16 protein-coding genes are annotated in these 20,914 nt (G+C 71.8%); 11 read left to right on the forward strand and 5 right to left on the reverse strand.

The window, feature by feature from the left end; translation table 11 throughout:
• From ribA to G567_RS0120290, 5 genes are all read left to right on the forward strand, one after another.
• Window positions 1–757 (forward strand): GTP cyclohydrolase II RibA (ribA, locus tag G567_RS0120270; RefSeq protein ID WP_028931421.1); only part of this gene is annotated, 757 nt, incomplete at its 5' end.
• The gene (locus tag G567_RS0120275) at window positions 754–1,239 is read left to right on the forward strand and encodes a flavin reductase family protein (protein ID WP_028931422.1); all 486 of its coding nucleotides are present in this window, start codon (window positions 754–756) and stop codon (window positions 1,237–1,239) included. The genes ribA and G567_RS0120275, both read left to right, overlap by 4 nt.
• 80 nt (window positions 1,240–1,319) lie before the next feature.
• A complete protein-coding gene (locus G567_RS0120280) occupies window positions 1,320–3,308 on the forward strand; it encodes a 3-oxoacyl-[acyl-carrier-protein] synthase III C-terminal domain-containing protein (protein WP_028931423.1) in 1,989 nt (662 codons plus the stop codon).
• Window positions 3,309–3,359: 51 nt separating this feature from the next.
• Complete coding sequence (locus G567_RS30145; protein WP_051233341.1) at window positions 3,360–9,050, forward strand: ATP-binding protein; 5,691 nt, start codon at window positions 3,360–3,362, stop codon at window positions 9,048–9,050.
• On the forward strand, window positions 9,043–9,795 hold the full coding sequence (locus tag G567_RS0120290; RefSeq protein WP_028931424.1) for a beta-ketoacyl-ACP reductase: 753 nt from the start codon (window positions 9,043–9,045) through the stop codon (window positions 9,793–9,795). The genes G567_RS30145 and G567_RS0120290 overlap by 8 nt, the downstream gene beginning before the upstream one ends.
• A 71-nt stretch (window positions 9,796–9,866) precedes the next feature.
• On the opposite strand, the gene G567_RS0120295 is transcribed toward G567_RS0120290, so the two are convergent.
• Window positions 9,867–11,066, reverse strand: a complete 1,200-nt coding sequence (locus G567_RS0120295) for a glycoside hydrolase family 3 N-terminal domain-containing protein (protein WP_028931425.1) — start codon at window positions 11,064–11,066, stop codon at window positions 9,867–9,869.
• Between the two features lie 321 nt (window positions 11,067–11,387).
• Between G567_RS0120295 and G567_RS0120300 the strand changes: the two genes are divergently transcribed.
• Window positions 11,388–12,239: a mycofactocin-coupled SDR family oxidoreductase gene (locus G567_RS0120300; RefSeq protein ID WP_028931426.1), complete on the forward strand. Its 852-nt coding sequence runs from the start codon at window positions 11,388–11,390 to the stop codon at window positions 12,237–12,239.
• An 11-nt stretch (window positions 12,240–12,250) separates the two neighbouring features.
• Here G567_RS0120300 and pcaG read toward each other — a convergent pair whose 3' ends face one another.
• The 3 genes from pcaG to G567_RS0120315 are packed head-to-tail and all read right to left on the reverse strand — an operon-like array spanning window position 12,251 to window position 14,733.
• Window positions 12,251–12,814: a protocatechuate 3,4-dioxygenase subunit alpha gene (gene pcaG, locus G567_RS0120305; protein ID WP_028931427.1), complete on the reverse strand. Its 564-nt coding sequence runs from the start codon at window positions 12,812–12,814 to the stop codon at window positions 12,251–12,253.
• Window positions 12,807–13,526, reverse strand: a complete 720-nt coding sequence (pcaH, locus tag G567_RS0120310; protein WP_028931428.1) for a protocatechuate 3,4-dioxygenase subunit beta — start codon at window positions 13,524–13,526, stop codon at window positions 12,807–12,809. Before pcaH ends, pcaG begins: the two co-directional genes overlap by 8 nt.
• A gap of 19 nt (window positions 13,527–13,545) precedes the next feature.
• Window positions 13,546–14,733, reverse strand: coding sequence for a 4-hydroxybenzoate 3-monooxygenase (locus G567_RS0120315; protein ID WP_028931429.1), 1,188 nt, complete (start codon window positions 14,731–14,733; stop codon window positions 13,546–13,548).
• Window positions 14,734–14,800: 67 nt separating this feature from the next.
• On the opposite strand from G567_RS0120315, the gene G567_RS0120320 reads away from it, so the two are divergent.
• The 5 genes from G567_RS0120320 (at window position 14,801) to G567_RS0120340 (ending at window position 19,609) form a co-directional block, all read left to right on the forward strand.
• On the forward strand, window positions 14,801–15,556 hold the full coding sequence (locus tag G567_RS0120320) for an IclR family transcriptional regulator (RefSeq protein ID WP_028931430.1): 756 nt from the start codon (window positions 14,801–14,803) through the stop codon (window positions 15,554–15,556).
• Between the two features lie 214 nt (window positions 15,557–15,770).
• On the forward strand, window positions 15,771–16,769 hold the full coding sequence (locus tag G567_RS0120325) for an acetamidase/formamidase family protein (protein ID WP_028931431.1): 999 nt from the start codon (window positions 15,771–15,773) through the stop codon (window positions 16,767–16,769).
• Between the two features lie 11 nt (window positions 16,770–16,780).
• Window positions 16,781–17,542, forward strand: a complete 762-nt coding sequence (locus tag G567_RS0120330) for an SDR family NAD(P)-dependent oxidoreductase (RefSeq protein ID WP_028931432.1) — start codon at window positions 16,781–16,783, stop codon at window positions 17,540–17,542.
• Window positions 17,542–18,669, forward strand: coding sequence for an epoxide hydrolase family protein (locus tag G567_RS0120335; RefSeq protein ID WP_028931433.1), 1,128 nt, complete (start codon window positions 17,542–17,544; stop codon window positions 18,667–18,669). The genes G567_RS0120330 and G567_RS0120335 overlap by 1 nt, the downstream gene beginning before the upstream one ends.
• 301 nt (window positions 18,670–18,970) lie before the next feature.
• Complete coding sequence (locus tag G567_RS0120340) at window positions 18,971–19,609, forward strand: hypothetical protein (RefSeq protein ID WP_147201094.1); 639 nt, start codon at window positions 18,971–18,973, stop codon at window positions 19,607–19,609.
• 74 nt (window positions 19,610–19,683) lie between these two features.
• On the opposite strand, the gene G567_RS0120345 is transcribed toward G567_RS0120340, so the two are convergent.
• Entirely contained in the window at window positions 19,684–20,880 is a 1,197-nt protein-coding gene (locus G567_RS0120345; RefSeq protein ID WP_051233348.1) for an FIST signal transduction protein, read from the reverse strand.
• Window positions 20,881–20,914 lie beyond the last annotated feature (34 nt).

Here is a 20,914-nt window from a genome sequence, read left to right on the forward strand (position 1 = left end):
CGACGAGGACCGGGAGAACGAGGGCGACCTGATCATGGCCGCGGAGAAGGTCACCCCGGAGGCGATGGCCTTCCTGATCCGCCACACCAGCGGGGTGGTGTGCGTCGGGCTGTCCGCCGAGCGCGCCGAGGCGCTGCGTCTGCCGCCGATGGTGGCCGAGGGCGAGGACCCGCGGGGGACCGCGCTCACCTACCGCACCCTGCCCGAGGGCCCCGCCCCCGGCACCGAGCACGTGGCGCTGGTGCGCGGGCAGGTCGACCAGGCCGGCGACCCGGCCGCCGCCCCGGTGCTGGTGCGGGTGCATTCGGAATGCCTGACCGGCGACGTGTTCGGCTCCCGGCGCTGCGACTGCGGCCCGCAGCTGGCCACCGCGCTGGCCCGGATCGCCGCCGCCGGCCGCGGCGTGCTGGTCTACCTGCGCGGGCACGAGGGCCGCGGCATCGGGCTGTCGCCCAAGCTGCGCGCCTACACCCTGCAGGACGCCGGGCTGGACACCGTGGACGCCAACCTGGCCCAGGGCCTGCCCGTGGACCGCCGCGAGTACGGCCTCGGCGCCCAGATCCTGCGCGAGCTGGGGGTGCGCAGCATCCGGCTGATGACCAACAACCCGGTCAAGTACCGCGGCCTGGCCGGCCACGGCCTCCACCTCGCCGCCCGCGAACCGTTGATCATCCCGGCGAACCCGGACAACCTGGCCTACCTGACCACCAAACGCACCCGGCTGCACCACGCCCTGAGCGCCGGCGAGGTCTCATGAGCCCCGCATCGGAGCAGCCCCGGCTGTTCCGCGAGGCGATGGCCTCCTTCCCCAGCGGGGTCACCCTCGTCACCACCACCGACCCGGGCGGGCGCTGGTGGGGCTTCACCGCCACCTCGTTCTGCTCGGTCTCCCTCGACCCGCCGCTGGTCCTGGTCTGCCTGGCCCGCACCGCCGAATGCCACCCGGTGTTCGCCGCGGCCCGGCGCTGGATCGTGCACATGCTGCATCCCGACCACGCCGAGCTGGCGATCCGGTTCGCCACCCGCGGCGCGGACAAGTTCACCGACGCCGGCTTCGCCGCCGACCCCCGCGGCCTGCCGGTGCTGCCCCGCGCCTGCGCCACCCTGGCCTGCACCACCCACGCCAGCTATCCCGGCGGGGACCACACCATCCTGCTCGGCCAGGTCGAGCACACCCGCCTCGGCGAGGCCCAACCGGCGATCTATTTCCGCCGCAACTTCCACACCGTGAGTGCGTAACAGTGTTCTAACACTGTTACGCACTCACGAGGGATCTACATTGGCGGGGACAGTGGCGGATCCCATTCCGAAGGCGGACGATGAAACCCTTCGTGATCAACCGGAATGGCCGGCTGGTCTTCCCGGCCAACGTCCTCACCGAGCTCGACTTCTCGGTCCTCGACACCCTGGAGCAGTTCACCGAGGTCATCGCGCGGGATTTCGAGGCCAAGGCCCCGACCGGCTCGGACATCCTGGCCAGGGTCGAGTCGAACGCCTACCCCAGCCGCTACGAGCTGCTGCGCGACCTCGGCCAGAACCTGTACTGGGTCAACCGGTACTCGATGACGATGTTCGACAAGCGCCCGACCCGCTGGCGCGACCTCCCGCGCTCGAACCCGCACGTCTTCCTCCCCGTCCTGACCCCGTGGGAGGACAGCGTGCGCAAGGTCGCCGCCGTCGCCGACGCCTACCACCGGCTGCCGGCGACCTGGGACCCCGGGACCGAGGATCGGATCTTCGGGCTGCTGTTCGATGTGTTCCGGCACCGGCGCCACCAGGCCACCGAGCTTTCCGCGGTCAAGCCGACGGTCGCCCAGTTCCTCGCCGCCCCCGGGGCGCTGACCGTCGTGCTGCCCGGGCACGACCCCGACTACCCGATCTTCGGCATCGACGAGATCCTCGAGTGCCACGAGGACGTCCCCGAGCTCGAGGCGCTGATGCGGTGGGCGATGGTGCTGCACGACCAGTACCCGTGGGACCGCTCGAAAGCCGAGCTACGCCCGGCCACCCAGATCGGCGACGACGACTTCGTCGTCGCGCTCCATCCCCGCAACCGCGAGGTCGCCGCGTTCATCGACCGGGTCACGGGACGCCGGGGGCCGGGCACCCCGCGACTCGCCGGGTTCCGGCCGGCACCCGCCCGCAAGCCCGTCCGACCCTACCCCCCGGTGCGGGTCCGGGAGGCGTTCCCGATCCGGCCGAAGCTGGAGGCGCTCGCGATCGTGCGCGGCGAGCACGTGTGCGACAACGTCGATGTCATCCGCAACGCGAGTTTCTCCTGGTCCCCGATGACCGCTGCGGAGATCGCGGCCAAGACCGGCATCGAGCGGCGCCGCTACACCGGCCGGGACCTCGCCGATCTCGCCCTCGACGCCGCCCGCGCCGCCCTCGACCATTCCGGTCGGACGCCGGAGGAGATCGGCGCGGTGCTGGTCAGCACGTGCACCAGCGACCAGCTCATCCCCTCGATCGCCTGCTGGCTCTCCGGCCAGCTCGGCCTGTGGCAGACCCACGCGTCGTTCGACCTGGTGGCCGCCTGCGCCGGGCTGCCCTACGGCCTCGCCGAAGCCGTCCGGCTCCTGCAGGAGGTCAACCGGCCCGTCCTGTTGATCTGTGCCGAGAAGTTCTCTGACAAGATCGGCAGCGTCCGCACCTCACGGATGATCTTCGGTGACGGCGCGGCGGCACTGCTCGTCACGCCCGCCGGGCCCGGTGCGGCCTGCGACGTCGACGTCGTCCAGACCTATGCGAGCGGACCGTGGAGCGAGGTGAGCTCGATCATCTGGCCCAACCCGGCGTTCGACAACGACGTCACGGTCTACGGGCCGGAGGTCAGGGCCCTTGTCCAGCGCTATCTGGCCCAGATGCTCGACGAGCTGCGCACCCAGACCGACCCCGACGACCCCGGCCGCTCGCTGCTGGACGGCATCGAGCTGATCGTCCCGCACCAGGCCAACAAGACGATGGTCGTCGACCTCGCCCGCGAGGCCGGCTTCTCGGTCGATCAGCTGTACTTCAACATCAGCAGGATGGGCAACGTGTCCGCGGCGAGCATCCCGATCGCGCTGTTCGACGCGATCCGCGACGGCGTCCTCGATCGCCCGATGCGGGTCTTCGCGCCGGGTTTCGGTGCCGGCGCGGTCGGCGGGTACGCCGTCCTGCGCGTCGATCCGGCGATCGCCGCCCCCGAGGTGATCGGTTCGGACGTTCTTCCCGCCGTGTCGAGTGCCGCCGGTGACGATTCCGTAGCAGCATCCCGGTCGATGACGACAACGACAGAGGATATGCGGGTCGCCTTCGGTGAGTGATCCCGCCGATGCACCGCGTCGACCGACGACGAGCTCAAGGATGATCCCTGCATGAACCCCGTGGCCCAACCCTTTCGGCGTCTGGTGATCGTGAACCGCGGCGAACCCGCGATGCGGCTGATCAACGCTGTGCGCGAGTGGAACGCCGAGATCCGCTCGCCGGGATCGAGCGTCGGCGCAGCGGGTCGCCCGCCGCTGCGCACGATCGCCGTGTACACCGCGGTCGACCGGCAGGCGATGTTCGTCCGCGAGGCCGACGAGGCCGTGCTGATCGGACCGGACGACCCCGACCATCTGGGGGCCAGCCCGTACCTCGACCACGCCGAGCTGGAGCGGGCGCTGCGGCACTGCCGGGCCGACGCCGTGTGGCCGGGCTGGGGGTTCGTCTCGGAGAAGGCCGAGTTCGCGCAGCTGTGCGAACGGCTGGGAATCACCTTCGTCGGGCCGTCCGCCGAGGTGATGCGGCGGCTCGGAGACAAGATCGAGTCGAAGCGCATCGCCGAGCAGGTCGGGGTGCCGATGGCCGCCTGGAGCGGTGGCCCGGTGGCCGGGATCGAGGACGCGCGCGCCCACGCCGCGGCGATCGGCTACCCGCTGATGGTCAAGGCCACCGCAGGCGGGGGCGGGCGCGGCATCCGGCTGGTCACCCGGCCCGAGGAGCTGGACGAGGCGTTCGAGCGGGCGAGCTCGGAGGCGTCGAAGACGGCCGGGGACGCGACGGTGTTCCTGGAGCGCGCGGTGTCCGGCGGCCGGCACGTCGAGGTCCAGGTCGTCGCCGATGCCTCCGGTGAGGTGTGGACGCTGGGGGTGCGCGACTGCAGCGTGCAGCGACGCAACCAGAAAGTGATCGAGGAGTCGGCCTCGACCGCGCTGGACGCCGAGCAGGAGGAGCTGCTGCGCAGCTCGGCCGCGCGGCTGGTCAAGGCCGTCGGCTACGTCAACGCGGGGACCGTGGAGTTCCTCTACGAGCCCAAGGAGCGACTGCTGTCGTTCCTGGAGGTCAACACCCGGCTGCAGGTCGAGCACCCGGTCACCGAGGCCACCACGGGTGTGGACATCGTCAAGCTGCAGCTGCACGTCGCCGCGGGAGGCAAGCTCGCCGAGATCGCGCCGGCCGCACCGCCCCCATCGGGGCACGCCATCGAGGCCCGGCTCACGGCCGAGGACCCGGAGCGCGGCTTCGCCCCCGCGCCGGGGCGGATCGAGCACCTTTCGCTGCCCAGCGGCCCCGGCATCCGCGTCGACACCGGGGTGGCCGCGGGCGATCTCATCCCGCCGCAGTACGACTCGATGATCGCCAAGGTCATCGCGTGGGGCCGGGACCGCGCCGAGGCCCGCGCCCGGCTCACCCGCGCGCTGCGCCAGACCTCCGCGGTGATCGACGGCGGCACCACGAACAAGGCGTTTCTGCTCAACCTGCTCGGCCGGCCCGAGATCGTCACCGGCGAGGCGGACACCGGCTGGCTCGACGCGATGATGGCCGAGGGCTACAGCCCGCCCCGACGCCTGGACGTCGCGCTGGTGGCCACCGCGGTCGAGGCCCACGACGCGCATGTCGCCCGGCAGCAGAGGCGGCTGTTCGGCTCCGCCGAGCGCGGCCGCCCCGAGGTCGGGCACGAGACGTGGCATCAGGTCGACGTGCGCGCCGCGGGCCGGCCCTACCGGCTGCGGGTCGCCCGGTCCCGGCCCCGGCGCTACCGGGTGGAGCTGGATCTGCCCGGCGGCGCGACGCAGGACGTCGACGTCGACGTCGAGCGCTCGGGCCGGTTCGAGCGCAGGCTCAGCGTGGGCGGTGGGGACGCCTTCGCCGTCCTGTCCGTCGCGCAGGGCCCCGATTATCTGGTCGAGGTCGACGGCGCGGTGCACCGGATCTCCGGCGGCGAGGCCGGGATGGTCCGGGCACCCGCGCCCGCGATGGTCGTCGCGATCCCGGTCAGCGCCGGCGACACGGTCGCCGAGGGCGACGTCGTTGCGGTCGTGGAGAGCATGAAGCTGGAGACCGCGTTGCGCGCCCCGGTCTCCGGGCAGGTCGCCGAGGTGCTTGTCGCGGCGAACACCCAGGTCGAGGGCGGAACCCGGATCGTCCGGCTGGAGCCCGCGCCGGAGTCCGGGGAGGACGGGGCGGCGGCGGATCGCGCCGACTTCGCCCAGCTCACCCGGCCCCGGACGGGCACCGGTGACCCCGTCACCCCGGCCGCGGACGCGCTGGCCACGCTGCGCTCGCTGGTTCTCGGTTTCGACGTCGACGAACGGGAAGCGCGTCCGATGCTGGCGCAGCTGGCCGCCGCCCGCGCCGAGCTGCCCGACGATGCCGGGCGGCTCGCCGCCGAGATCGCCGTGCTGCAGATCTTCGCCGACCTGTGCGCGCTGTCCCGCAACCGCCGCGTGGAGAACGGAACGCTCGACGACGCGTCGGCCGTCGACGCCGAGGCCGCCCGCAACCCGCAGGAGTACCTCTACGCCTACCTGCGCTCCCGGGACGCCGACGCCGAGGGCCTGCCCGAGTCGTTCCGGATCAGACTGCGCCGGGCGCTGGCCCACTACGGTGTCACCGACCTGGAGCCCTCGGCCGAGCTCGGCCCGGCGCTCTACCGGATCTTCCTCGCGCACCGCAGGGCGGCCGCGCATGTGCCGGTGGTCTCCGACCTGCTGCAATGGCGGCTCGGCCATCCCGACTCGTTGCCCGAGCACGTCCGCGAGGACTACCGGAAGGTCCTCGACCACCTCGTCGCCGCGACCCAGCTGCGCCATCCCGTCGTCGGCGACCTGGCCCGGCAGGTGCGGTACCGGCTGTTCGACGCCCGGCTGATCGCGCAGGGACGGGCCCGGGTGCAGCAGCACGTCCGCGATCGGCTCGACCACCTGGCCACCGGCCCCGCCGAGCGGGCCGCCCAGATCGACGAGATCGTGGCCGCGGGCGAGCCGATTCTCGAGGTGTTCGCCGAGCGGCACCACGCCGCGATGCTCGAGGTGATGACGCGACGCTACTACCGGATCCGGCCGGTGGGGCCGGCCCAGGTCCTCGACCACGGCGGGCGGCCCCTGTTGCGGGCCGGCTACCGGCACGACGGCAAGGAGTACACGATCCTCGCCACCGTCGCGAGCGGCCGAGCCGATATCAACGATCCGCGGGCCGACGCCCCCGCCGCGGTGTCGACCGACCTGCACCGGATGGTCGATGCGCTGCCACCGCGGCACACCGCGCTCATCGACCTCTACGTCACCTCTGACGACTCCGCGGGCGCCGAGCCGAACGCCCGCGCCGAGCGGATCCGCGGCAAGCTCGGCACCATTCCGCCGTCGGTCGGCAGGGTCGCCGTCGCGGTGCGCCGCGCGGACGGCGACGGCGACGGCACGACGATGTGGTTCACCTTCCGTGGCGGCCGCGACGGCGAACCGGTGGAGGACCGCATGCTGCGCGGGCTGCACCCTATGGTGGCCGAGCGGCTGGGGCTGTGGCGGCTGTCGAACTTCGAGCTGACCCGGCTGCCCGCCGCCGTCGACGTCCACCTGTTCCGGGCTCAGGGCCGCACCCTGCCGGACGACCAGCGGCTGTTCGCGCTCGCCGACGTCCGCCAGCTCACCACCGTGCGCGACGACCGCGGCAGGCTCACCGGCCTGCCCGAGATCGAGCATGTCCTCGACGCCTGTCTGGACAGCCTGCGGGCCGCTCGCTCGGCTGATCGCAGCATGGCCAAGCCGGAGTGGAACAGGGTGCTGCTCTACGTCTGGCCGGTGGTCGACGTGCCCCTGACCGAGCTCGACGAGGTCGTCCGGGCGCTGGCCCCACGCAGCGAGGGCCTCGGGCTGGAGCAGGTGCTCGTGCAGTTCCGCACCGTGGTCCCGGGCGGCGAGCCGCGCGAGCGCATGCTGCGGTTGTCCCGGCCACCCGGCGCCGGGCTGACGCTGCGGATCACCGATCCCCCGGTCCATCCGCTGCGCGAGCTGGACGGCTACGCGCAGAAGGTGATCCGGGCGCGGCGGCGCGGGGCCGTGTACCCCTACGAGCTGGTCGCCCTGCTCACCCGATCGCCCGATGAGGGTGGCGCACCGGGGACGTTCACCGAATACGACCTCGACGAGACCGGTGCGCCGTTACCGGTCGACCGGGCACCCGGCGGCAACACCGCCAACCTGGTCCTCGGCGTCGTGACCACCCCGACGGCGCGCTACCCCGAGGGGATGACCAGGGTCGTGCTGCTGGGCGACCCGACCAAGGCGTTGGGCGCCCTCGCGGAGCCGGAATGCGCCCGGGTGCTCGCCGCGATCGAGCTGGCCCGCAGGCTCGGCGCGCCGATCGAGTGGTTCGCCGTCTCGGCCGGCGCCAAGATCGCGATGGACAGCGGCACCGAGAACATGGACTGGATCTCCCGGGTGCTGCGCGGGATCATCGAGTTCACCCAGGACGGCGGCGAGATCAACATCGTGGTCGCCGGGATCAATGTCGGCGCCCAGCCGTACTGGAACGCCGAGGCCACGATGCTCATGCACACCAAGGGCATCCTGGTGATGACGCCCGATTCGGCGATGGTCCTCACCGGCAAGCAGTCGCTGGACTACTCCGGCGGCGTCTCGGCCGAGGACAACTTCGGGATCGGCGGCTACGACCGGATCATGGGCCCGAACGGGCAGGCGCAGTACTGGGCGCCCGATCTGTCCGGCGCGGTCGACGTGCTGCTCGCCCACTACGCGCACACCTACACCGCGGCCGGGGAGCGGTTCCCGCGCCCGGCGCCGACCACCGACCCGATCGACCGCGACATCAGCTCGGCGCCGCACTCCGGGCCGGGCACCGAGTTCACCCGGCTCGGCGAGGTCTTCTCCGCCGAGACGAACCGGGAGCGCAAGAAGCCGTTCGACATCCGGTCGCTGCTGCGTGGGGTCGCCGACGCCGACCACCCGCCCCTGGAACGCTGGGCCGACTGGCGCGACGCGGAGTCCGTCGTCGTCTTCGACGCCCACCTCGGGGGACAGCCGATCGCACTGCTGGGCATCGAGTCGCGCCCGCTCCCGCGGCGGGGCCGCTCGCCCGTCGACGGACCGTCACAGTGGACGGCGGGGACCTTGTTCCCGCGCTCGTCGAAGAAGACCGCACGGGCCATCAACGCGGCCAGCGGCAACCGCCCGCTGGTGGTGCTGGCCAACCTGTCGGGCTTCGACGGTTCGCCGGAGTCGCTGCGGGAGCTGCAACTGGAGTACGGCGCCGAGATCGGGCGGGCCATCGTCAACTTCGATGGGCCGATCGTGTTCTGCGTGGTGTCGCGCTACCACGGCGGCGCGTTCGTGGTGTTCTCCCAGACCCTGAACGACAACATGGAGATCGCCGCCCTGGAGGGTTCCTACGCCTCGGTCATCGGTGGCGCACCCGCCGCGGCCGTCGTGTTCTCGGGGGAGGTCAACAAGCGCATCGCCGCGGACGCACGGGTCGCCGGTCTCGAGGCCCGGCTCGCCGAGGCTGTGGAGGACGGGGCCGAGACCGATCTGGCCCGGCTGCGCTCGGAGCTCGTGACGGTCCAGGCGGCCGTGCGCGCGGAGAAGCTCGGCGAGGTCGCCGACGAGTTCGACAGCAGGCACAGCATCGAGCGCGCGCGCCGCGTCGGTTCGGTGCACGAGATCGTCCCGGCCGCGAAGCTGCGGGCCTACCTGGCCGACGCCGTGCGGCGGGGGATGGCCCGCACCCTCGCCGGGGGGCGACACGAGGGAGCCGAGGAGAACGGGGAGAACGGGGAGCGACATGAATGACCGAACGAGCAGCCGACGGGTGGCGATCGTGACCGGTGGCGCGCGAGGCATCGGGGCCGCGATCACGACGTCGCTCTCCCGATCCGGGGTGCACGTCGCCGCCGGGTACAGCCGCAGCGGGACCACGGCCGAAGAGCTTGCGGCAAAGCTCACCTCCGAGGGCGCGTCGGTCTCGGTGCACCAGGGCAACGTCGGGAACCCGGAGGACTGCAACCGGGTGGTGGACGAGGTGCTCGACGCGTATGGTCGCGTCGACATTCTGGTCAACAACGCCGGGATCACGGTGGACAAGACGGTCCGGAAGATGACCGTCGACGACTGGCACGCGGTGCTACGGATCAACCTGTCGGGCGCGTTCTACATGACCAAGGCCGTGCTGGAGAACATGATCGCCAACGGCTTCGGCCGGATCGTCAACATCAGCTCGGTGATCGGGCAGACCGGCAGCGTCGGGCAGGCCAACTACGCAGCGTCCAAGGCGGGGCTGTTCGGGATGAGCCAGAGCCTGGCCCGCGAGGTCGCGCGCAAGGGGATCACGGTCAACTGCGTGGCGCCGGGCTATATCGAGACCGAGATGGTGGCGATGGTCCCGGAGCAGGTGCTGGAGAAGCTGCTCGCCGGAGTGCCGGTCGGGCGCCTCGGGCAGGCCAGCGAGATCGCCCGCGCGGTACAGTTCCTCGTCGACGACGACGCGGGCTATATCACCGGCAGCGTGCTCGCCGTGAACGGCGGCCTCGACATGTAGCCCTGTGAGTGCGTAACAATGTTAGAACACTGTTACGCACTCACAACCCTGTCTGATCTGCAGATTCGTGCTCAGGAGCGATCAACACAGACGCCCTTGGCGGCGAGGACGCGGGCAACGGCGCGATCGTTGTCCGCCGCGCTCAGCGTGCCGTCCGCCAGCGCCCGCTCCAACGCGTCCAGCACGGGGCCCGCCGGGGCGACGTTGGACGACAGGGCGACGTCCGCGCCGGCCTGCAGCGCCGTGACCGTCGCCCGCGGCAGCGTGAACCGGTTGCTGATCGCTTTCATCGCGCCGAGGTCGTCGGTGATGACCAGGCCGTCGAAGCCGTACTCGCCGCGCAGCAGCCGGTAGACCGCGGGGGTGAGCGAAGCGGGCAGCCCGTCGGTGAGGCCCGGGACGTCGAGGTGCCCGACCATGACGCCGCTGCCGTCGGCCAGTGGTCCCCCGGGGCCGACGAGCGCGGAGTAGGGGCGCAGGTCGTCGCGTTCGAGCCGGTCCTGTGGCGGCGTGCTGACCCGGCCCTTGTGGGAGTCGCCGCTCGCGTGGCCGTGGCCGGGGAAGTGCTTGAGCACCACGGTCACGCCGGCCTCCCGCTGCCCCTCGGCGAAGGCCCGCGCGTACCGGATGACGACGTCTGGGTCGTCGGAGAAGGCGCGGTCCCCGATCACCGAGCCCGCGGGCCGGGCGCCGACGTCGACCGTCGGGGCGAAGTTCATCGTCACCCCGCGGGCGCGCAGCTGCCGGCCGCGCTCGAACCCGATGGCCCGAACCTGCTCCGGGGTCATGCTCGCGGCCATCCTGCGGGCGCTGGGCATCGAGCCGTCGAGCTTGTCGATGCGCTGCACCCGTCCGCCCTCGTCGTCGACGGCGACGGTGACGGGCAGCGCGGCCGCGGACTGTACCGCGGCGAGCTTGTCGTTCCGCAGCAGCGCGGTGGCCTTCCCGCCCACGAAGATCCCGCCGACGTGCGCGGTGCGGACGATCTCGGCAGCGCCGACCGGGTCGGCCGCATCGACGCCGACCATCAGCCGCTGGGCCAGCCGATCTCGCTCCGAGAGGCCGGCGACGACAGCGGCGCAGGCCGGCGGGCCCGGGGGCGCGGATGGCTCGGCCACCGGTTGCGTTGCCGCACCGCCGGTGGCGCGGGCGTGGGACGACGTCGGGGTCGCGGTGGCCGCCCAGACTCCCCCCACGATCGCGGCCACCACCAGGCCGGCGAGGAGAGGCACGACGGCACGGGGGCGGCGGCGCTGCTGGTGGGACGGCATCGGCACCGATTGTCCCTGACGCCGCGGCATTCCCCCTGCTCACCCCCACCCGTGAGTGCGTAACAGTGTTCTAACACTGTTACGCACTCACGGGTGGGGGTGAGCGAGAGATGATCCCTGGACCTCCTCGTCCGAGAGCGATCCGGCACCGGGAAGGTCACGTTCGATCACGTATTTCGGCCTGTGGCGACGGTAACGACAGGAGGCCGACGGTGAACCTCTCCGAACGGACGGGAGCGCCACCCCGTCGCTGCATTGACCTCGGCGGCGGTTCGCAGAACGGTGGAGCACGGATCGCCAACGACGAGGTTGGAGGAACCCATGGGTCGTGTGGAGGGAAAGGTCGCGCTGGTCACCGGCGCCGCACGTGGACAGGGCCGGTCGCACGCGGTACGGCTGGCGCAGGAGGGCGCCGACGTCATCGCCGTCGACCTGTGCCATCAGCTCGACAGCGTCCCCTATCCGATGGCGACGCCCGCCGACCTCGACGAGACCGTCAAACGCGTCGAAGAGCTGGATCGCCGGATCCTGGCCCGGCAGGCCGATGTGCGCGACCTCGCGGCGATCGAGGCAGTGGTCGCGGAGGGCGTGGCCGAGCTCGGGCATCTGGACGTCGTCGTCGCGAACGCGGGCATTGCCAGTTTCGCGCCGACCTGGGAGCTCACCGAGGACGTCTGGCAGGAGATGATCGACGTCAACCTGACCGGCGTGTGGAAGACCGTCAAGGCGACGGTGCCACGGCTGCTGGAGCAGGACACGGGTGGATCGATCATCCTCACCAGCTCGATCGCCGGCCTCGTCGCGTTCGCCAACCTCGCGCACTACACCTCGGCCAAGCACGGAGTCACCGGGCTGATGCGCACGCTGGCGGTCGAGCTTGCGCCGCACCGGATCCGGGTCAATTCCGTACACCCCACGACCGTGGACACCGATATGGTCAACAACCCGGCGGCGTACTCGCTGTTCCTCGGCGGCATGGAGGGCGCCACCCGGGCCGACGCCGAGGCCGGGATGAAGGCGCTCAACGCCATGCCGATCCCGTGGGTGGATCCGATCGACATCAGCAACGCCGTGCTGTGGCTCGCCTCGGAGGAGTCGCGCTACGTGACCGGCACCACCCAGGTGATCGACGCCGGGGCGACCGCACCGTTCCGGCTCCCGCACGAGGGCTGATCGGACGGCCCTCAGATCTGGAAGAAGACCGTCTCCCCCTCGCCGCGCAGCCGGATGTCGAAGCGCAGCTCACCGAGGCCGGTGGGCCGGGCGATCAGGGCCGGCACGCGGGCGGCCGGCACCTCGGCGAGCAGCGGGTCGCGGGCGTTGGCCACCTCCTCGTCCGGGAAGTAGATCCGGGTGACGACCCGATCGAGCAGGCCGCGGGCGAACACCGAGACGTCGATGTGCGGGGCTTGCTCCGCAACCGCGCCGGGCTTGACGGTGCGCACCTCCCACCGGCCGTCGGCGCCGGTGGCGCAGCGGCCGAACCCGCGGAAGCCCGGCACCAGGGGCGCGCCGCGCGACGCCTCGCCGTCGGGGTGATCGAACCGGCCCTCGGGGTCGGCCTGCCAGGTCTCGACCAGCCCATCGGGCACCGGATCGCCGTTGCCGTCGTAGAGCACGCCGCCGATCCGGATCGCGCCCGGCGTCCCCTCGGGCACGACGTCGGCGCCGTCGGGCCACGTCAACCCGATGTGCAGGAACGGGCCGACGGTCTGCGAGGGGGTCGGGCCGAGCTGTGTCTCAGTCATGGGGCTCCTCGAACGGGGTCTGCTCGCGGCCCCGCAGCACGATGTCGAACCGGTAGGCCAGCGCCCAGCCGGGGCGGGTGGCCGCCAGGTCGAAGGTGGAGATCAACCGCTGCCGCGCCTTGGGGTCGGGAACCGAGTTGAAGATCGGGTCCTGGGCGAACAGCGGATCGTCCGGGAAGTACATCTGGGTGACGAGACGCTGGGTGAAGGCCCGGCCGAACAGCGAGAAGTGGATATGCGAGGGCCGCCATGCGTTGTGGTGGTTGCTCCACGGATAGGCGCCCGGCTTGATCGTGGTGAACGAGTAGTTGCCCGCCGAATCCGTGACCACCCGGCCGCCGCCGGTGAAGTTCGGGTCCAGCGGCGCGGACCAGTTGTCGCCTGGGTGGGCGTACCGGCCCGCCGCATTGGCCTGCCAGATCTCGACGAGGGTGTCGGGCACCGCGCGGCCGTCGGAGTCGCACACCCGGCCGAACACCACGATGCGCTGGCCCAGCGCCTCGCCGTCGTGCTGGGTGGTGAGGTCGTGGTCGCGCTCCCCGATCCGCTCCCCCGCCAGCAGTGGTCCGGTCACCTCGGTGAGCCGGTGCGGCAGCACGATCGGGGGCTGCGACGGCGCCCGCGGCGCGGTGCTGCGGTAGTCCGGGTGGTCCAGCGGCGGATGGGTACCGTCCGGCGCGGATCGGTAGCCGACGGGACGCGACAGGGTCATGTACTCACTCCGTGGGGGGTCAAACCTTCGCTCCGAAGGGCAGTCCGACGTAGTTCTCGGCGAGGCTGGTCGCCGCCGCGCGCGACGACACGGTGTAGCGCAGCTGGGACAGCTGCAGCCGGCGTCCGAACGCGTCCCCGCTCTCCGTGCCGGGGTCGAACCGGTGCAACATCGAGGTCATCCACCAGGAGAAATGCTCGGCCCGCCATACCCGGCGCAGACAGGTGGCCGAGTACTCGTCGAGCCCGGTCTCGAAGCCGCGGGCGAAGAACCCGTCGAGCGCGTCGGCGAGCACCCGCACGTCGGCGACGGCGAGGTTCATCCCCTTGGCCCCGGTGGGCGGGACGATGTGCGCGGCGTCCCCGGCGAGGAACAGCCGGCCGTGCCGCATCGGCTCGACGACCATGCTGCGCATCCCGGTGACCGACGGCCGTTCCAGGAACGGGCCCTCGTTGAGGGTGAACCCGTCGGCGGCGAGGCGGGCGGCGAGCTCGTCCCAGATCGCGGCGTCCGACCAGGCCGAGGCGTCCTCGTCGGGCGGTACCTGCAGGTAGAGGCGGGTCACCTCGGGGCTGCGCATCGAGTAGAGGGCGAACCCGCGGTCGGCGGCCGAGTAGATCAGCTCGTCGTGCGTGGGCGCGGCCTTGGCCAGCACGCCGAGCCAGCCGAACGGATAGCTCCGCTCGAACACCTGTGGACGGTAGGCCTGCCTGCTGACGCCGTGGTAGCCGTCGCAACCGGCGATGACGTCGCAGTGCAGGTCTCGCGCCACGCCGGTCGCGTCGGTGTAGGAGATCAACGGCGAGGTCGTCTCGATCCCGTGCAGCGCGACGTCGGCGACCTCGAACTCGATCACCCCGCTGTCGCGCAGCCGCGCCGCGATGAGGTCCTTGACGACCTCCTGCTGCCCGTAGACGACGATTCCCGTGCCGACGAGGTCGACGAAGTCGATCCGGTGGTCCTCGTCACCGAACCGCAGCGAGATGCCCTCGTGCCGCAGGCCCTGGGCGTCCATCCGCTCCCCGACGCCGACCTCGCGTAGCAGCTGCGCGGTCGGGTGCTCCAGGACGCCCGCCCGCACCCGCTGCTCGACGTAGCCGCGGCTGCGCGCCTCCAGCACGACCGAGTCGACGCCCCGGCGGGCGAGCAGATGGGACAGCAGGAGACCGGCGGGCCCGGCCCCGACGATACCGACCTGGGTACGCATGCCCCCAGGCTTGCGCACCGGCCCGCCCGCGCTCGACGGCCCTTCCGCTGAGCGGAAGGATGGTGCCATGACGGCCAGGTTCACAGTGACCGCTCGGGTGCTCGCCGTCCTCGCCGCGTTCAGCGCGACGAACCCGCGTCTCACGCTCACCGAGATCAGCCGTCGCACCGGGCTGCCGCTCACCACGACGCACCGCCTCGTCGGCGAGCTGGCCGCGTGGGGCGCCCTGGAGCGCGCCGGGGACGGGCGTTACCGAATCGGGCTGCGGCTGTGGGAGGTCGGCTCGCTCGCACCCCGCAGCCTTGGCCTGCGCGAGTCGGCGATGCCCTTCCTCGAGGACCTCTACGAGGTGACCAGGGAGAATGTGCAGCTCGCTGTTCTCGACGGCACCGAGGTGGTCTACGTCGAGCGGCTCTCGGCGCGCTCGGCGGTCAGCGTGATCACCCGGGTCGGGGGCAGGCTGCCGCTGCACGCGACCGGGGTGGGGCTGGTGCTGCTCGCCCATTCGCCGCCCGAACTGCAGGAGCGGGTGCTGGCCGGGCCGCTGCGCCGCTATACCCGCAAGACGATCTGCCGGCCCGACGAGCTGCGTCGGATGCTGGCCGACGTCCGGCGCACCGGCGTCGCGATCAGCGACGGGCAGATCGAGCTGGTGTCGCTCTCGGTCGCGGCACCGGTCCGTGGGCCCGGCGGTGAGGTCGTCGCGGCGGTGTCGGTGGTCGTGCCCGCCCCGGAGACACACCCGGCAACGAACCCGCTGTCCTATGTGCCGGCGGTCCGCGCCGCGGCGCGGGGGATCTCCCGGGCCCTCGGCCACTCCTGAGCCTCCGGCCCCGGGCTGCGTGGACCTCCATGATCGGCGAGAACGGGACATCCGCCGCACCCCTCGGCGCATGTCCCGGTTTCGGTGACCACCGGACGGGCAGAGCCGCGCAGCGGCGGGACCGGATCCGACGCCTCGAGTAGCAGCCCGGCCTGCCAAGCCCGCCCGACGATCGGGCCTTGCGCGCCAGCAGGGCCGGGTCGACGATCTCCAGGTGGACGTCGTGGAGTATCGGCCCGAGCGTCACCAGTACGTCTGGACCTTCGGTGGGGTCGCCCCCAGCCACCGGATCACCCCCGGCACCCTGCTGCGGCTGTGGACCGAGGACGCCTTCTCCGGGCGGCTGACCCGCAGTTCCGACTGGCCGAGCCAGGTACTCGACATGACCGAGGTCAACCCGCAGACCGGCCCGTTCTACGTCGAGGGCGCCGAGCCGGGAGACACCCTTGCGCTGCACATCGTCGAGCTGACCCCCGCGCGGGACTGGGCGGCGTCGACGACGATCCCGTTCTTCGGCGCGTTGACCGGAACCGACCGCACCGCGCTGCTGAATGACCCGCTGCCTGAGCGGACCTGGATCTACCAGCTCGACCGGGCCAAGGGAACGGTGCTGTTCGAGGCCACCAGCGCCGAGCTCCGCCTGGAGCTGCCCATCGCCCCGATGCTCGGCACGGTCGGGCTGGCCCCGGCCGGGCGCGAGGTGCGTTCGAGCCTGGTCCCGGACAAGTTCGGCGGCAATATGGACACCCCGGAGATGCGCGCGGGCGTGACCTGCTATCTCGGCATCAACGTCGAGGGCGCGCTGTTCTCCGTCGGCGACGGGCACTATCGGCAGGGCGAGGGCGAGAGCTGCGGCACCGCCGTCGAGGGCGCGATGGAGGTGACGCTGCTCGCCGAGCTGATCAAGGGTGGCGCCCCGGAGTGGCCGCGGATCGAGAGCGACACCCATTACGTCGTCGTCGGGTCGGCCCGGCCGCTGGAGGACGCCTGGCGAGCCAGCCAGGTCGGCATGATCACCTGGCTGGGCGAGCTGTACGGGCTCGACCGGCTCGACTCCTACCAGCTGCTCACCCAGATCAGCGAGTCGCCGCTGGCGAACGTCTGCGACACCAACTACAGCGCGACCACCAAACTGGCCAAGAACCTGCTTCCGGCCGGGGACGCGTTCGGCGGGATGCACCGCCATCTGCGCGAACGGGCCCGGGACCGATAGGAGGACGCACCGTGGATCTGCAGCTCACCGGCCGAAAGGCCCTGGTCACCGGGGGGACCAGAGGCATCGGGCGAGCGATCGTCGAGGCACTGGCCGCCGAGGGGACCTCGGTCGCCTTCTGTGCCCGCACCGAGACCGACGTCAAGGAGGCCGAGCAGGCGCTCCGCGTGGACGGGGCGCAGGTCAGCGGGACCGCGCTGGACGTGGCCGACGGGGCGGCGCTCGCCGCGTGGGTCGGCACTGCGGCCGAGCAGCTGGGTGGGGTCGACATCGTGGTGGCCAACGTCAGCGCGCTGGCGATCGGGCCGGGTGAGCAGAACTGGCGGTCGAGCTTCGAGGTCGACCTGATGCACACCGTGCGGATGGTCGACGCCGCCATGCCGCATCTCGAGCGCAGCGACGCGGCCTCGATCATCGCCGTGTCCAGCGTGTCCGGCCGGGAGATCGACTTCGCGGACGGCTCCTACGGGGTGATGAAGGGAGCGCTGGTCCACTACATCTCCGGGCTCGCCTTCGACCTGGCGGCCACGGGCATCCGGGCCAACGCGGTCTCCCCCGGGAACGTCTACTTCGACGGCGGGGTCTGGCAGAACATCGAGCAGCACAACCGCGGGCTGTACGACCACGCGCTCGGGCTCAATCCCACCGGCCGGATGGGCACCCCCGAGGAGACCGCCTATGCGGTGGTCATGCTCGCCAGCCCCCGGGCGAGCCGCATCAGCGGCACCAACCTGGTGGTGGACGGCGCCCTGACCCGCGGGGTGCAGCTGTAGTGCGCGAGTTCCGCATCAAGACCCCGCAGCCTGATCTGGACGATCTGCGCGAGCGACTCGCGCGCACCCGCTGGCCCGAGCCGGCCACCGTGGACGGCTGGGGCCAGGGCATGCCGGTGGACTACGTACGCGAGCTGTGCCGGTACTGGGAGCAGAAGTACGACTGGCGCGCCACCGAAGCCGAGATCAACGGCTACCCGCAGTTCATCACGGGCCTCGACGGGGGCGGCGACGACATCGTCAACGTGCACTTCCTGCATGTCCGGTCGCCGCACCAGAAGGCGCTGCCGTTGCTGCTCACCCACGGCTGGCCGGGTTCGCTGGTGGAGTTCCTCGATGTGCTCGACGCGCTGACCGACCCACCCGATCCGGCCGACGCGTTCCATGTCGTCTGCCCGTCGCTGCCGGGCTTCGGATTCAGCGGCAAGCCGACCCGCCCCGGCTGGGGCGTCGAACGGATCGCCACCGCATGGGCCCAGCTGATGGACCGGCTCGGTTACCGTCGCTACGGCGCGCAGGGCGGCGACTGGGGATCGATGATCACCGCGGCGCTGGGTATCGGCGCCCCCGAACACGTGATCGGGATCCACCTGACGATGCCGCTGGCCCCGCGGCCGGACGACGACCGCAGGCTGACCGAGGCGGAGCGGTCGGCCGCGGCCGACCGAAAGTCGTTCTGGCGCACCGGAAGCGGCTACGCCGCGGTCCAGGCCACGCGCCCCCAGACGCTCGGGTACGGCCTCCTCGACTCGCCCGCCGGGCAGTGCGCCTGGATTCTCGAGAAGCTCTGGGAATGGACGGACTGCGCCGACCATCTGGAGAACGTCATCTCCCGGGACCGGCTGCTGGACAACGTGATGCTCTACTGGCTGCCCGGGACCGGCGCATCGTCGGCGCGGCTGTACTGGGAGAGCTACGCCACCCGTCGCTTCGACACGGTCGAGGTCCCCACCGGAGTGACCCAGTTCCCCAAGGAGATCATCCGGTTGCCCCGGCACTGGCTCGAGCGCCGGTTCGTCGATGTGCGGTACTTCTCGACGCCGGACACCGGCGGGCACTTCGCGGCGCTGGAGCAGCCGGAGGAGTTCGTGGAGGAGCTGAGGACGTTCTTCCGGCTGGTCCGCTGAGGACGATCGGTACCGCTTCTCCCGGGCGCGGCGACCACCCCATCACGATCCGTGTGTGAGTGCCCGCTCGGATGTAACTGTCCGTACCGAACTCTTGGCTTTTTGCCCGAGTTTCGGGCGATATTAGTGACCTATCTCATATAGAGCCGATTCGCGTAACCCTATCGAGTGGGACTCGTTGGAGTGATCAGTTGCAGCGCTGCGAACTGTCCCGCCCCCAGCCACCGTCCACTGCACACAACGCCAGGACAACTGTCCACAGTAGACGGATTGGCCCGAACGAGGAGCCACTCCCATGCAGATGAGCAAGACCGCACGCCGAGTTGTCGCGGCCTCCGCCCTGGCCCTGCCGCTCGCGATGGCGGGACCGGGCCTGGCCAGCGCCGGGACCGGTCACGACGACCACGGCCACCGCGGTCACGGCTGCGGCGGCGACCAGACGGCCGTCCAGGGCGGGAGCCTGATCGACCTGCTGGCGCAGGTGAACCCGGCCGCCAACGTCGGCGGCATCCTCAGCTTTGCGCCCGTCGAGCAGAACGCCGTGGCCGGCAGCGACGCCAACTCCGGCATCCAGCAGTTCGGCGGCCCCTGCGGGGGCGGCCAGGAGTCCTTCCAGGCCGGCGACCTCGTCGCCGGGCTGCTGCAGGTGAACCCGGCCGCCAACGTCGGCGGCATCGCCAACTTCGCCCCCGTCGAGCAGAACGCCGTGGCCGACAGCGACGCCAACTCCGGCATCCAGCAATTCGGCGGCAACAGCGGGAGCCATCACGGTCACCACCACGGCGGCGACCAGACGGCCGTCCAGGGCGGCGACCTGCTCGGGCTCGACCTGCAGGTCAACCCGGCGCTCAACGTCGGCGGCATCGCCAACTTCGCCCCCGTGGAACAGAACACCGCCGCGAACGGCACTCAGAACTCGGGCATTCAGCAGCATCGCTGAGGCCTCCGGGAAGCCGGCCGCGAACGGCACTGTCGCCGGCAGTGCCGTTGGCGGCCGGCGCCGACCAGCGCCGATCAGCGGAAGGCGAGCAGCGACGCGGTGAAGCCGTGCAGCTGGTTGCGGCCGCCGACCGGCCCGATCTCACCGGCGGCGAAGAACCCGGCCACCCCGTCGATACCCAGCCCGACGCGGACCGCCTCGACATCATGGTCCGCCGTCGGGAACAGGATCGTTCCGCGCCCGTTGCAGGAGAACAGCAGCGCTCCCCCGGTGGGGCCCTCGGCCGCCGCCGCGGCGAGCAGCTCCGCCAGGTCCTCGTCGGCGGCATCGGCGTCACGGACCTGGAACCGGACGGTCTGCCCGACCTCGACGACCTCGCCGACCGCGACCGCACCGCTGCCCGGGTCGGCCCCCAGAACGCCACGAATGAGAAAGTCGCCGCGGCCATGGTCATTGGCGTACTCGTTCATCGCGACGCCAAGATGGAGGCCGCGACCGGCCAGCTCCCGCTCGGCGGGTGACAGCGACTGTAGGACCTCGCGGAGCCGCGCGTAGGCCGGAACCCCGGCCAACTCGATGAGCAGGTTCTGCTCGGCGCGGGTGACGGTCATCGTCGGTCCGATCGGGCGACAGCCCTGGCTGACGACGGCGCGGACCGCCACGTCACCCCCGAGCATCATCCCGACCCCGCCGTCGCGGTAGACCTCACCGTCGAGGAACAGCAGATTGCCGTTCACCCCTGCCCCGCTGGCCAGCCCGCCGACCAGCGGGAAGTTCGGGTATGCGGTATTGCACCGGTCCAGGAAGCCGGTGATGGGGAACGAGTAGGGGTCGACCAGCAGCACCGCGACGCGATCGTCCGCGCACGGCGGCGGAAACCCGGCCAGACCGATCTCCTCGCCACCCCGGTCCGCCTCGAGGCGGACCGGCCGGGCCGTGACACCCGGGAGCGCGGCCGCCCAGACGGCGACCGCGGGCCCGCCCTCGACACCCCGGCCGTCGCCGATCACCCCGCCGGCGGTGGCGCCGATCGCCGCCCGGGCACCCGCGAGTTCCATGGCCCGCAGGCCCGCGGCCGCGGCGCCACCCGCGCCGGAGACGAACACGCACAGCAGGTCCGGCCTGGCCCCGCCGAGCGGTCCGAGGGCCTGGGTGACGGCGACCTCTGCCGCGCCGCGCAGGTCGGGGCCGGTGGCCAGGCCGTCGCCGAAGCGGCGACCGGAGGGCGGCGCCGGAGCCTCGTCCCGGATGGGGCCGTACCCAGAGGTCATGGGGATCACCTCCCGCGCGACCGATGCCGCGTGC

This window comes from Pseudonocardia asaccharolytica DSM 44247 = NBRC 16224, from assembly GCF_000423625.1.
Classification (GTDB): Bacteria; Actinomycetota; Actinomycetes; order Mycobacteriales; family Pseudonocardiaceae; genus Pseudonocardia; species Pseudonocardia asaccharolytica.

What these genes read in the sequence shown, in the direction of transcription:
- G567_RS0120275 (WP_028931422.1), top strand. Translation starts at nt 754, where the DNA reads ATGAGCCCCGCATCGGAGCAGCCCCGGCTGTTCCGCGAGGCGATGGCC.
- G567_RS0120320 (WP_028931430.1), top strand. Translation starts at nt 14,801, where the DNA reads ATGACGGCCAGGTTCACAGTGACCGCTCGGGTGCTCGCCGTCCTCGCC.
- pcaG (WP_028931427.1), bottom strand. Translation starts at nt 12,814, where the DNA reads ATGACTGAGACACAGCTCGGCCCGACCCCCTCGCAGACCGTCGGCCCG.
- G567_RS30145 (WP_051233341.1), top strand. Translation starts at nt 3,360, where the DNA reads ATGAACCCCGTGGCCCAACCCTTTCGGCGTCTGGTGATCGTGAACCGC.
- G567_RS0120300 (WP_028931426.1), top strand. Translation starts at nt 11,388, where the DNA reads ATGGGTCGTGTGGAGGGAAAGGTCGCGCTGGTCACCGGCGCCGCACGT.
- G567_RS0120345 (WP_051233348.1), bottom strand. Translation starts at nt 20,880, where the DNA reads ATGACCTCTGGGTACGGCCCCATCCGGGACGAGGCTCCGGCGCCGCCC.
- G567_RS0120290 (WP_028931424.1), top strand. Translation starts at nt 9,043, where the DNA reads ATGAATGACCGAACGAGCAGCCGACGGGTGGCGATCGTGACCGGTGGC.
- G567_RS0120280 (WP_028931423.1), top strand. Translation starts at nt 1,320, where the DNA reads ATGAAACCCTTCGTGATCAACCGGAATGGCCGGCTGGTCTTCCCGGCC.
- G567_RS0120340 (WP_147201094.1), top strand. Translation starts at nt 18,971, where the DNA reads ATGAGCAAGACCGCACGCCGAGTTGTCGCGGCCTCCGCCCTGGCCCTG.
- G567_RS0120295 (WP_028931425.1), bottom strand. Translation starts at nt 11,066, where the DNA reads ATGCCGTCCCACCAGCAGCGCCGCCGCCCCCGTGCCGTCGTGCCTCTC.
- pcaH (WP_028931428.1), bottom strand. Translation starts at nt 13,526, where the DNA reads ATGACCCTGTCGCGTCCCGTCGGCTACCGATCCGCGCCGGACGGTACC.
- G567_RS0120315 (WP_028931429.1), bottom strand. Translation starts at nt 14,733, where the DNA reads ATGCGTACCCAGGTCGGTATCGTCGGGGCCGGGCCCGCCGGTCTCCTG.